The sequence below is a fragment of the Aestuariivirga litoralis genome (assembly GCF_003234965.1).
Classification (GTDB): domain Bacteria; phylum Pseudomonadota; class Alphaproteobacteria; order Rhizobiales; family Aestuariivirgaceae; genus Aestuariivirga; species Aestuariivirga litoralis.
Genome location: NZ_QKVK01000003.1, coordinates 396,824 through 408,571 on the forward strand (window position 1 = coordinate 396,824; position 11,748 = coordinate 408,571).

At 62.9% G+C, this 11,748-nt stretch carries 10 protein-coding genes; 5 read left to right on the forward strand and 5 right to left on the reverse strand.

The annotated features are described in order from the left end of the window. Positions 1–126: 126 nt before the first annotated feature. Together DK847_RS09220 and DK847_RS09225 are read right to left on the reverse strand one after the other, a co-directional pair. Entirely contained in the window at positions 127–558 is a 432-nt protein-coding gene (locus DK847_RS09220) for an RbsD/FucU family protein (RefSeq protein ID WP_111197968.1), read from the reverse strand. Then, a complete protein-coding gene (locus DK847_RS09225; RefSeq protein ID WP_111197969.1) occupies positions 558–1,784 on the reverse strand; it encodes an ROK family transcriptional regulator in 1,227 nt (408 codons plus the stop codon). The genes DK847_RS09220 and DK847_RS09225 overlap by 1 nt, the downstream gene beginning before the upstream one ends. Before the next feature lie 220 nt (positions 1,785–2,004). On the opposite strand from DK847_RS09225, the gene DK847_RS09230 reads away from it, so the two are divergent. The 3 genes from DK847_RS09230 to DK847_RS09240 all read left to right on the forward strand — a co-directional run bounded on the left by DK847_RS09230 (position 2,005) and on the right by DK847_RS09240 (position 5,039). After that, the gene (locus tag DK847_RS09230) at positions 2,005–3,024 is read left to right on the forward strand and encodes a substrate-binding domain-containing protein (protein ID WP_111197971.1); all 1,020 of its coding nucleotides are present in this window, start codon (positions 2,005–2,007) and stop codon (positions 3,022–3,024) included. Between the two features lie 109 nt (positions 3,025–3,133). Beyond that, positions 3,134–4,219: an ABC transporter permease gene (locus tag DK847_RS09235; RefSeq protein WP_111197973.1), complete on the forward strand. Its 1,086-nt coding sequence runs from the start codon at positions 3,134–3,136 to the stop codon at positions 4,217–4,219. Between the two features lie 31 nt (positions 4,220–4,250). Further along, entirely contained in the window at positions 4,251–5,039 is a 789-nt protein-coding gene (locus DK847_RS09240; RefSeq protein WP_111197974.1) for an ATP-binding cassette domain-containing protein, read from the forward strand. Between the two features lie 17 nt (positions 5,040–5,056). Here DK847_RS09240 and DK847_RS09245 read toward each other — a convergent pair whose 3' ends face one another. The 3 genes from DK847_RS09245 to DK847_RS09255 are packed head-to-tail and all read right to left on the reverse strand — an operon-like array spanning position 5,057 to position 7,745. Beyond that, positions 5,057–5,995 carry a 3-hydroxyacyl-CoA dehydrogenase gene (locus DK847_RS09245; RefSeq protein ID WP_245414567.1) on the reverse strand — a complete coding sequence of 313 codons (939 nt, stop codon included), beginning with the start codon at positions 5,993–5,995 and terminating at the stop codon, positions 5,057–5,059. Further along, the gene (locus DK847_RS09250) at positions 5,992–7,017 is read right to left on the reverse strand and encodes an aldo/keto reductase (protein WP_111197976.1); all 1,026 of its coding nucleotides are present in this window, start codon (positions 7,015–7,017) and stop codon (positions 5,992–5,994) included. The genes DK847_RS09245 and DK847_RS09250 overlap by 4 nt, the downstream gene beginning before the upstream one ends. Continuing rightward, on the reverse strand, positions 7,014–7,745 hold the full coding sequence (locus DK847_RS09255) for a GntR family transcriptional regulator (protein ID WP_111197978.1): 732 nt from the start codon (positions 7,743–7,745) through the stop codon (positions 7,014–7,016). The genes DK847_RS09250 and DK847_RS09255 overlap by 4 nt, the downstream gene beginning before the upstream one ends. Positions 7,746–7,837: 92 nt before the next feature. Between DK847_RS09255 and DK847_RS09260 the strand changes: the two genes are divergently transcribed. After that, positions 7,838–9,343 (forward strand): UxaA family hydrolase, encoded by a 1,506-nt coding sequence (locus DK847_RS09260; protein ID WP_245414568.1) that lies wholly within the window; start codon positions 7,838–7,840, stop codon positions 9,341–9,343. Between the two features lie 173 nt (positions 9,344–9,516). Beyond that, positions 9,517–11,634 carry a transglycosylase domain-containing protein gene (locus tag DK847_RS09265; RefSeq protein ID WP_111197982.1) on the forward strand — a complete coding sequence of 706 codons (2,118 nt, stop codon included), beginning with the start codon at positions 9,517–9,519 and terminating at the stop codon, positions 11,632–11,634. Positions 11,635–11,748 lie beyond the last annotated feature (114 nt).

The window sequence follows — 11,748 nt, forward strand, 5'->3', positions numbered from 1 at the left end:
CCGGGGGCGTTCTATCGCGCCTGGTCAGTCTTCCGGCCAAGCCAGCCAGTCTTCGGTGATGCCATGACACCCCGCAACATGCAGGATGTAGCGAACGCGGGGTCGCCAGCCTTCGGACCCGACACTTCAGGTTGGATAGATCACGCCCTTTTTCACGATGATGTTGCCATAGAGCCGCGGCTCACTGGACGCGACTATGGCGAAACATGACTTCACCTTGTTGTAGAAGGCATCGCCCACCAGCGGGACGATCCTGTGTTTCGGTTCGTGCTTGAGCAGCACCGCTGCGAAGTCCTCGAACACCGGTTCCATGCGGGTGGGATCCATATACGCAGCAGGGCGCCACACCGCATCCGGCACCATGTCATCCACCGGCATGACGGAGAGTATGGCATCAAGGATGCGCGGTGCACCGTGGCCATCGAGGCGGACCACGCGCTTGCCGTGTTCCTCGGCGGGATAATTGCCATCGACGATGGCGATCTCGTCGCCATGTCCCATCGCCCGCAGCACGCGGAGGAGATCCGGGCTCAGCAACGGATCGAGTCCCTTGAGCATCAGGCCTTCTCCTTGAACAGCACATTGCGGTTGATGATGAAGTTGTCGAAAAGCGGCAGGCTGGCCGCCCCTAGCGCGCGGGCGTCTGCCCCGATCGTGCCTTCGAGCACCGGAAATTCCGCCAGGCCCTGCCGGTCGACGCCGTTCAGGGCACGGTTCACGGCTTCCACGAAGCGGGCCCTCACCTGAAGCGGTATCGCCCCATCAACGACGATGGCGGAGCAGTCCAGGACTGCCATGATGCCGGCCGCCGCCGTTGCAACGTCGTGCGCCGCGCGCACGAGCCAGCGGTCGAGCGCGGGTCCAGCGCCTCGCCATTCGCCAAGATCTCTCCACAGCAGCTCCGGGTCACCACCGTCGCGGAGGATGTCGCGCTCCAGCGCCGCCAGCGAGGTCGAATGCACCAACTGTTCTGACTCACCGCGTGCCGATGTTACGGGAAAGGAAGCAAGCGCCCCTGCATTGCCATGATGACCCAGATAGAGGCTTCCGTTCAGCACTACGCCGCCGCCGATGAAGTAGCCGAGGTAGAAATAGGCGAAGTCCTGCAGGTCGCGGCCATGGCCGAACAGCAGCTCAGCCGCGCAAGCCGCAGATGCGTCATTGCAGAAATGTATGGGCCAGGGAAAAAGCCTGGAGATTTCCGCCTGCAGGTCAAAGTCCTTCCATGCCAAGAGCACGTCAGCCGGTGCGCCAACGTCATCGGCCCAGTTCCAGAGCTGGAAAGGAGCGGCAATTCCCATGCCGCTGATACGCGCGCGCTGCTCCGTCGCCAAACCAGAAATCAACTCCTCGACCCCCGTGGTGACGAAGCTCATCATCTCGGCCGGGGAAGGGAAGGTGTAAGGGCGGTGAATGGTGTGACGCACATTGCCGGCAAGGTCCAGGAGCATCAGGTCACCGGATCGGCGGCCCACCTTGAGCCCAATCGAGAAAGCGCCATTGGTGTCGAGCTCGAATGGAACCAGCGGCTGGCCGACCTTGCCCCGGCGCGGTGTCCGCCTCCGCAGCAGTCCGTCACCCTCAAGCTGCCGAACGATGACCGAGACCGTCTGGGCCGAGAGGCCTGTCAATCTTGCCATTTCAGCCTTCGGCAGCTGTCCATGTAGCCGCACCAGCGACAGGATCAGCCGCTCGTTATAGAGCCTCACCCCCGTCTGGGTGGTGCCGCGCGAAAGCTCGGGGTAGGTGTCCCCGCGCGTGCCGCTGGCCCATTCGATCGACATGCCAATCCCGTTCCCTGAGCAGAAGGCGCACAGATTTCCAGCAGCCCGGCAACCTGTCAATCAATAAATCATTCCGGTTTACTTATTGACAGGGGTGATTTTTTGAGTTGAGATTGCGCCATGTGCAGGAGTGTGGAGTCACGTGCCCCTCTCGCACCGGTAGCAATTGATTGTCATCTAACCCCTTGATTGGGGACAACAAACTGATGGGAGGCCTACGTTGAAGACCCTTTTCAAAGCTGCTCTGCTCGGCGCCGCGGCGACCGTTGCTTTTGCCGTCACCCCCGCTCTCGCGGCTGACAGCGTCTGCCTGATCACCAAGAACAACACCAATCCCTTCTTCGTGAAGATGAAGGAAGGTGCAGAGGCCAAGGCCAAGGAACTCGGCATCGAGATCCAGGCCTTCGCCGGCAAGGTCGACGGTGACGCCGGCCCGCAGATCGAAGCCATCGAGAACTGCGTCGCCTCCGGCGCCAAGGGTATCCTGATCACCGCGTCGAACGACTCGGTCATTCCCGCCCTCAAGGAAGCCCGCGCCAAGGGCCTGCTGGTCATCGCCCTCGACACGCCGATCGGCGACGCCGAAGCCGCCGACTCGACCTTCGCCACCGACAACTTCCAGGCCGGCGTGCTCATCGGCAAGTGGGCCAAGGCCCAGCTCGGCGACAAGGCCGCCACCGCGAAGATCGGCATGCTGGACATCAACAAGGACAACATCTCGGTCGACGTGCTGCGTGACACCGGCTTCCTCACCGGCTTCGGCATCGAGGTTCCGGACGGCAAGGTGCTGGGCTCCGAGAAGGATCCCCGCGTGATCGGCCACGAAACCTCGAACGCCAACCCCGAGGGCGGCCTCAAGGCGGTGGAGAACCTCCTCGCCAAGGACCCGGACATGAACGTGATCTACACGATCAACGAGCCGGCCGCCGAGGGCGCCTACCAGGCCATGAAGGCCGCGGGCAAGGAGAACCAGGCGATCATCGTGTCGGTCGACGGCGGCTGCCCGGGCGTGCAGAACGTCAAGGCCGGCGTCATCGGCGCCACCTCCATGCAGTTCCCGCTGCTGATGGCCTCGAAGGGCGTGGAAGCCATCGCCGCCTTCGCCAAGGACGGCACCAAGCCGGCCAACTCCGAAGGCCTGACCTTCTTCAACACGGGCGTGCAGCTGATCACCGACAAGCCGGTGGATGGCCTCGACTCCAAGACCTCGGAAGAAGGCCTGAAGCTCTGCTGGGGCTGATCCCGAAGCAGATTTTCTGAGTTGAACAGCGTGGGGGGCGGCCTTAACGTCGCCCCTCAAACAAGATGCGGGAAAACACCCGCACATGACTCGTACTGGGGTAGGGAACATGAGCGACACCGGTCAGCCGACGAAAACCGTTTCTGATTTTGAGGCGACGCTCACCAAGGCCGATACCTCGGTTGCGTCCTTTGAAACCGAACACCTGACAGGGCTGCAGAAGCTGCGTATCTTCCTGCAGGCCTATCCGGTTGCCGTGCCGGTGTTCGTGCTCATTCTTTCGCTGTTTCTGTTCTCCTTCACCACGGACGGCCGGATCGTACAGCCCGGCAACCTTTCCACCATCCTGAAGCAGATCACGCCGATCGGCATCGTCGCCATCGCACAAACCATCATCATCCTCACCGCCGGCATCGACCTGTCGATCGGGGCCATCATGGTGCTGGCATCGATTATCATGGGCAAGCTTGCGGTGCAGGCTGGCGTACCTGCTCCTGCCGCCATTGCCATCGGCGCCTTCGCGGGTGGTCTCATGGGCTACTTCAACGGATTCCTCGTCACCCGCCTGCGCCTGCCACCCTTCATCGTGACGCTCGGTACGCTCTACATCTACCAGGCGCTCAAACTCTGGTATTCGAATTCGGAGTCGATCCGCAATGTCGATACGGAGGCGGCTGCTCCGTTGCTCATCTGGTTTGGCAAGGTCATCTCGATCGCAGGCTTCCAGATCCTCTACGGCACCGTTGCCTTCCTGCTGCTCGCCTGGCTGATGACCTATGTGCTGAAGCACACTGCCTGGGGACGCCACGTCTATGCTGTCGGTGACGATCTCAGCGGCGCCATGCTCTCCGGTGTCCAGACGGACAAGGTGCTGCGTTCGGTCTATGCAGTCGCTGGCGTCATCGCTGCCTTTGCCGGCCTGGTTCTCATCGGCCGCGTCGGCGGAACGGTCACGCCCCTCGCAGGCGAAACCGCCAATCTCGACTCCATCACCGCCGTCGTGATCGGCGGCACGTCGCTGTTCGGCGGCCGCGGCACCATCGTCGGATCGGTCCTCGGCGCCATCATCGTCGGCGTGTTTCGCTTCGGCCTGTCGCTCTCGAAGGTCGATGTGCTGTGGCAGGATTTCACCGTCGGCATCCTGATCATTGCGGCTGTCGCCATCGACCAGTGGATCCGCAAGGCATCGACCTGACACTTCAACGCTTCAAGCACGGGCACCCGTCATGACCACATCCGTCACGCCGATCCTCACGACCCACAACCTGGTGAAGCGCTATGGCCGCGTCACGGCCCTCGATCATTGCAACTTTGATCTCTATCCCAATGAGATACTGGCGGTGATCGGCGACAATGGCGCAGGAAAGTCGACTCTCATCAAGGCCATTTGCGGCGCCGTGACACCCGACGAGGGCGAGATCAGGCTCGAGGGCAAGCCAGTACACTTCAAGTCGCCGCTGGATGCGCGCAATGCCGGCATCGAGACGGTATACCAGAACCTTGCCTTGTCTCCCGCGCTGTCGATCGCCGACAACATGTTCATGGGCCGCGAGATCCGCAAGCCTGGCTTCCTCGGCTCCGTGCTGAAGAAGCTCGATCACAAGGCCATGGAGAAAATCGCCCGCGACAAGCTGAGCGAGCTCGGCCTCATGACCATCCAGAACATCGGTCAGGCGGTGGAGACGCTCTCGGGCGGCCAACGCCAAGGCGTCGCCGTCGCGCGTGCTGCCGCTTTCGGCTCGAAGGTCGTGATCATGGACGAGCCGACCGCCGCGTTGGGGGTCAAGGAATCGCGCCGCGTGCTGGAACTGATCCTCGACGTGAAGCGCCGCGGCCTTCCCATCGTCCTCATCTCGCACAACATGCCGCACGTCTTCGAAGTGGCGGACCGGATCCATATCCACCGCCTCGGCAAGCGCCTCTGTGTCATCAATCCGAAGGACTTCACCATGTCGGACGCAGTGGCCTTCATGACGGGTGCAAAGGCGCCGCCCCCCGAGTTGATGGCCGCCTGAGCGGGAAAAGCGCCGCCTCAGTGCGGCGTTTTCCTTTCCTGGGCGCGTTTGTGGGCGGCAAGTGCCATCATCCGCCGGTCACGCCACTGGGTGGCATCGCCGAGCTTCTCGCGCGGCACAGCTGCGCGGCGTTCGGCATCGAGCCGTGCTCCCATGTCTTCGGGCCAGGGCTCCGCGGCGGACTGGCTGTGCCCCACCCGACGGATGGTAGGTCCATAGCGCTCGAGATAGTCGGCCACCCCATCGGGTGCGTTGAGGTCAATGGTCTCGATCGGTCCCATGAAGCTCCAGCGCAGTGCGAGCCCGTCCTTGATGGTCTTGTCGAGGTCTTCGGCACTTACATAGTCGTCGGCGATCAACCGAAACGCCTCGTTCAGCACCGCAAGCTGCAACCGGTTCAGGATGAAGCCCTCGATCTCGCGTTTCACGATGATGGGCGACATGCCACAACCTGCCATGAAATCGCGGGCACGCGAAATCACGTCCGGCTGGGTGAAGTCGGCCCCGCACAGTTCGACGATGGGGGCGAGATGCGGCGGGTTGAGCGGATGCGACACGAGGCAGCGCCTCCGTGTCGCAAGTTCGCCGAAGATGATGGACGGCATGATGGCCGACGTTGAGCTCGAGATGATGGCATTCGGTGGAGCCAGCCGCTCAACCTCGGTGAACAGGGCCTTCTTTGGTTCGGCGCGCTCGACGATGTTCTCCTGGATGAAGTCAACTCCCGCCAATGCTTGCGCAAGATCTGCCGCTCCGCTGATGCGTCGGAACGTACTTTCGGCATCCTCCAACAGTCCTGCCGACTGCATCTCGGGCAAGGTGCGCGCGATGTGGCCCTTGGCCTTCTCGACTTGGGCAGGGTCCTGGTCCCACAACACAACATCGTGCCCGCCGCGGGCGAAGACCATGGCCCATGAGCGGCCGATGAGGCCCGAACCGAGGATCGCCGCCCTCACCGCGGCACCGGCGCGTCGGCGTGCAGCAGCCCCTCGGCCTTGAGGTCCTTCCACAGAGTCTTGGGAAGCTTCGCATCCATCGTGGCCACGTTCAGCGCCACTTCCTTCGGACTCACGCCTCCGGGGATCACGCTCACCACGTTCCGGTGGTGCAATGGAAAGCGCAGTGCAGCCTGGGCGAGCTTCACCTTGTGCCGCTTGCACACGGCCTCGATCTTCGCCACGCGCTCCAGGATCGCCTTGGGCGCGGGATCATAATTATACCAGGCGCCAGGCTTCGGACCAGTGGCAAGAATGCCTGAGTTATAGGGGCCGCCCAGCACGATGCCGATGCCGCGTTCCTCGCACAGGGGCAGGAAGGAGTTGAGAGAGTCCTGCTCCAGCAGCGTGTAGCGGCCCGCCAGCAGGAAAATGTCGACATCGGAATTGCGTGTCAGGATCTCGCATACTTCCCACTCGTTGACGCCGGCGCCGAATGCCTTGATCACCTTCTCGCTGCGGAGCTTCTCCAGGGCCTTGATGCCACTGTTGAGAATCGTCTTCACATGCGCATCGCGCGCCGCCACGGTCTTGTGGTTGAAGACGTCCACATCGTGAATGAAGATGACGTCGATCGAGTCGACGCCCAACCGCTCCAGCGAGAACTCGATCGACCGCATGAAGCCGTCATAGCTGTAGTCGTAGATTTCACGGCGTGACGGTGTGTCGAAGAACTTGCCTATCCCGGTACGCTGCTTGGGATCACACACTTCGAGGAGGCGCCCCACCTTGGTCGAAAGCACATAGTCCTTGCGCTTCTTGCCGAACAAGAATCGGTTGAGGCGCGTCTCCGACAGGCCGAGCCCATAGAGTGGCGCCGTGTCATAGTAGCGGATTCCCGCTTTCCATGCCGCGTCCAGCGTCCTTTGTGCCTCTTCCGGATCAACCGCCCTGTAAAGATTGCCGATTGGCGCCGTGCCGAAGCCCAACTCGGTGAAGGAGATGGTTTCTCCGGACGGCGCCCTAAAGTTGCGCTTCTTCATGTCGCAAGTCCTCCCGCGGTGTTGAGATCGGCGAAAAGCTCTGGCCTCTCGCGCGCGAATGTTTCCAGCTCTGTCATGACTGCATCGAGGTGCATGTACATGGCGCGCGCTGCGGCGTCGCCGTCGCGGGCCTCCAGCGCCGTCACGATGGCCCGGTGTTCGGCGAGGGTGAGTTCGACGCGGCGCCGGGTGTTCAGAAGCTGTCTGACGCGGTCGAGCCCCAGCCGTGCCGTTTCCGTTGCAGTCCGCACCCGTTCGAAACCGAGGTGATCTTGCAGCAGAGCATGAAAGGCCAGGTCGAAGCCATGGAAGCCCTTCAGGTCCTGTGCATCGATCGCGGCCCGCTGATAGCGCAGGTTGCTGGCCAGCTGTTGCAGAAGGCTGGGTCCGCTGTGGGGAGCAAGCCACCTTACCGTTTCCACTTCCAGGGCGCGGCGGAGAAACATGTTCTCGCGTGCATCGGATATCTTGATGAGCGCGACGCGGGAGCCGCTTTGCGGAATGATGTCGACCAGTCCTTCCGCCGCGAGACGGTTCATAGCCTCGCCAACGGGGAAGCGTGAAACGCCCATGCGGGCCGCAATTGCAGGTTTATCCAGGACTTCGCCGGGTTTCAGATCCAGCTGGACGATGGCTTCCCGAAGTGCCGCGTGGACGCGCGCTGTTGCACCCTTTGTCGAAGGTCGTCCCGGACTCAAGAATTCATAGGTGACGTCATCGACTGGCATGCTAACATGTTAGCGATATTCCACCAGCGGGCAAGCCCCGCAACACGCAAGCGAGTCCCATGATGATTGCAACCGTGCCGAAACAACCCCGCATGCTTCGCCTGTCTGCTGCGGACAACGTCCTCGTTGCCATCGACACGGTTGACAAGGGGTCGGATGCCCCGGAGGGCATCACGGCATTGGACCGCATCGGCAAGGGCCATAAGATGGCCTCAGCCGCGATCCGATCCGGGGATGCGGTCCGCAAGTTCGGGCAGATCATCGGCTTCGCGAAACAGGACATCCCCAAGGGCGCCTGGGTTCATGAACACAATACGGGCATGCAGGACTTCGACCGCGACTACGCCTTTGCGCAGGATGCAAGATCGGAGGACATACTGCCGCTGGCGCAGCAGGCGACCTTCCTGGGCTATCGCCGCGCCAACGGCAAGGTGGGCACGCGCAACTACATCGGCGTGCTCACCTCGGTCAATTGCTCTGCCACCGTCGCGGGGTTCATTGCGGAGGAGGTGAAGCGATCCGGAATGCTGAACGATTATCCGAACATAGATGGTATCGTCGCACTCAAGATGGACAATGGCTGCGTCGTCGACTACCGCGGCGTGATCTTCGATATCCTGAAGCGTACGGCCTGGGGCTACGCCACCAACCCCAACATGGGTGGCGTGCTGATGGTCGGACTGGGCTGCGAAGGGTTCCAGATTCCGCGCTTCAAGGAAGCCTATGGGGTGGTCGAGAACGAAACCTTCCGGACCATGACCATCCAGGAGACGGGAGGCACGAAAAAGACGGTTGCAGCAGGGGTCGCGGCCATTCGCGAGATGCTGCCCCACGTCAACAACGTGCACCGCGAAACCTGCCATGCCTCGGAGCTGATCGTGGCCCTTCAGTGTGGCGGATCGGATGGTTACTCGGGCATTACCGCCAACCCGGCGCTCGGTGCGGCGGTGGACATCCTGGTGCGGCACGGCGGCACCGGCATCCTGTCGGAAACACCGGAAATCTATGGCGCGGAACACCTGCTCACCCGCCGCGCGGCCAACCGCGAGGTCGGCGAGAGGCTCGTCGAGATCATCAAGTGGTGGGAGGACTACACGAAGCGTAACAATATGGAAATGAACAACAATCCCTCACCGGGCAACAAGCTGGGCGGGTTGACGACCATCCTAGAGAAGTCGCTGGGCGCGGCCGCCAAGGGCGGTTCGACGACGTTGCGCCACGTCTATCGCTATGCTGAGCCGGTGACGGGGCGTGGTTTCGTTTTCATGGATACGCCGGGATATGACCCCGTGGCGGCAACGGGCCAGGTGGCGGGCGGTGCAAACCTGCTTTGCTTCACCACGGGGCGTGGTTCCGCCTATGGCTGCAAGCCCGTTCCGTCTATCAAACTGGCAACGAATACAGATATTTACACGCGCATGATCGACGACATGGACATCAACTGCGGCGACATCCTCGACGGTGTGTCGATCGAGGCGAAGGGCCAGCAGATCTTCGAACTCATGCTGAAGGTGGCCTCGGGGCAGAAGACCAAGTCGGAAGAACTCGGCTATGGCGACAACGAGTATGTTCCCTGGCATGTCGGCGCGATGATGTAGATGCATTCTGGGCGTCTTGCGGATGCATTTCGGATGCATTCCGGATGCCGTCCGGGTCATCATTGCACCATGTTTGCGAACCATTGCTTTTCCCCGGCGGCGGATGCCGGGTTCACGGCACGTAAAGCCGTCACCCGCTAGTCTTGCCCCTTGTCCGGGGTGCCGGGGGAGTGATGGGTCGGTCGGTCAGGAAAGATCGGGGAGGGCAACGGGCGGAGCCTCAGCTGTTCTCCGCTGCGAAGGGCGGCAAGGGCCGGGCCGGCAAGGAGGCCTCTCCACCGCCGCGCGGGTCGCGCCGCCGCAGGCGCTCCCTGCTGTGGCCCGTCATCCGCTTCGGCCTGACACTGGCGGTGATCGGCACCCTCGGGCTCGCGGGCATGTTCGGTTACGTCTGGATGACGCTGGACAAGCAGGGGCTGCTGCAGATCCCGGACCGGGACCCCGGCATCATGATCCTCGCCAATGACGGCTCGGTGCTGGCCGAGCAGGGCTCGTTCAACGGCGACGAGGTGCGCATCGCCGACCTGCCGGACTATGTGCCCAACGCCTTCATCGCCATCGAGGACCGCCGCTTCCGCAGCCACTATGGCGTCGACCCCATCGGGCTGGCCCGCGCCATCTATACCAACTACCGCTCGGGCCGCGTCGTGCAGGGTGGCTCGACGCTGAGCCAGCAGCTGGCCAAGAACCTGTTCCTCTCCCCCGACCGTACGCTGCAGCGCAAGCTGCAGGAACTGGTTCTGGCCCTGTGGCTGGAGAAGCACTATTCGAAGGACGACATCCTGCAGCTCTATCTCAACCGGGTCTATTTCGGCTCCGGTGCCACCGGGATCGAGAAGGCGGCGCAGGTCTATTATCGCAAGTCCGCCGCAGAACTCTCGCTGGCCGAGGCTGCGACGCTGGCCGGCGTCGTCAAGGCGCCGAGCGCCGCAAACCCGATCTCCAATCCCAGGGCTGCGAGCGATCGCGCCGGGCTGGTGCTGGAAAGCATGGCCGACGCAGGCTTCATCACGCCCGAGGAAGCGGCCGCGGCAATCAGCAATCCAGCCGCCGCCAAAACTGACAGCTACATGTCGGCCAAGAATTTCGTCATCGACTGGATCGGCGAGCAGCTGCCGGAATTCGTGCGGGACTACCAGCAGTCGCTGGTGGTGGAGACCACCATCGACCCGGCGCTGCAGAACAGTGCCGAACTGGCGGTCGCCAAGGAGCTGGGCGCGCAGGGCACGAAGCTGAAGGTCAGCCAGGGCGCCATGGTGGTGATGGATGGCTCGGGTGCGGTTCTCGCCATGGTGGGCGGCAAGTCCTACAAGAAGAGCCAGTTCAACCGCGCCACCAAGGCCAAGCGCCAGCCCGGCTCGGCGTTCAAGCCATTCGTCTATCTTGCCGCGCTCGAACATGGCTTCACGCCGGACACGGTGGAGGTCGACGAGCCCATCCGGGTGGGCAACTGGCAGCCGGAAAACTATCGCAAGAAATACCTGGGGCCGGTGGCACTGGAAACCGCGCTGGCCCTGTCGCTCAACACCATCTCGGTGAAGCTCGTGCTGCAGCTGGGCCCGCAGGCGGTGGTGGCCGTGGCCCACCGGCTCGGCATCGTCTCGCCGCTGAAGGACGATGCCTCGATCGCACTTGGCACCTCCGAGGTGACGCCGCTGGAACTGACCGCCGCCTTCGTGCCCTTCTCGAATGGCGGCTATCCGGTGACGGCCTATGCGGTGACGCGCGTCAAGACGCGCGATGGGCGGGTGATCTACGAGCGCAATGGCTCCGGCTTTCCGCGCACCGTGGGCGACAACGAGCTCTGGGGCATGAACCGCATGATGCGCCTCGTGGTGACCGATGGCACCGGCACCCGCGCCGGCTTTCCCGGCTTCGACATCGCCGGCAAGACCGGCACCAGCCAGGACTATCGTGATGCCTGGTTCATCGGCTACACCAGCGATCTCATCGCCGGCGTGTGGGTCGGCAACGATGATAATTCACCGACCGGCAAAGTCACCGGTGGCCTGCTGCCGGCCATGATCTGGCGCGACGTGATGGAGCCCGCCCATCGCGGCCTCACGCCCCGCCCCCTGCCCGGGACGCCGCAGGTGGCGATGAGCGGGCCTGCCACGGTGACCGATGCACAATATGACATGGGCGCTGCCGAGGAACCGGCGCCGCCCGGCATCAATGCCGGCAACTTTCTCGAACGGCTGTTCGGCGGTGGCCAGGGCAGCGGCAACCCGAAGAAGAAGCACAACAGCGCACGCGAGCGGGCGATGCGCGACAAGCTCGATGAACCCTAGCAGCCGATCATGGCAATCACCGCTTCCAACATGCGCGGGGGGCTTGTCCGGCGCATCCTGAAAAAGGATCGCGGCGTCTGAACATCTGCCCCGGCGATGATGGAACGTTTGCTC

Bases quoted from the DNA above. Each gene is read 5' to 3' on its own strand.
- DK847_RS09220 (WP_111197968.1), bottom strand. From the start codon at position 558: ATGCTCAAGGGACTCGATCCGTTGCTGAGCCCGGATCTCCTCCGCGTG.
- DK847_RS09225 (WP_111197969.1), bottom strand. From the start codon at position 1,784: ATGTCGATCGAATGGGCCAGCGGCACGCGCGGGGACACCTACCCCGAG.
- DK847_RS09235 (WP_111197973.1), top strand. From the start codon at position 3,134: ATGAGCGACACCGGTCAGCCGACGAAAACCGTTTCTGATTTTGAGGCG.
- DK847_RS09240 (WP_111197974.1), top strand. From the start codon at position 4,251: ATGACCACATCCGTCACGCCGATCCTCACGACCCACAACCTGGTGAAG.
- DK847_RS09250 (WP_111197976.1), bottom strand. From the start codon at position 7,017: ATGAAGAAGCGCAACTTTAGGGCGCCGTCCGGAGAAACCATCTCCTTC.
- DK847_RS09255 (WP_111197978.1), bottom strand. From the start codon at position 7,745: ATGCCAGTCGATGACGTCACCTATGAATTCTTGAGTCCGGGACGACCT.
- DK847_RS09260 (WP_245414568.1), top strand. From the start codon at position 7,838: ATGCTTCGCCTGTCTGCTGCGGACAACGTCCTCGTTGCCATCGACACG.
- DK847_RS09265 (WP_111197982.1), top strand. From the start codon at position 9,517: ATGGGTCGGTCGGTCAGGAAAGATCGGGGAGGGCAACGGGCGGAGCCT.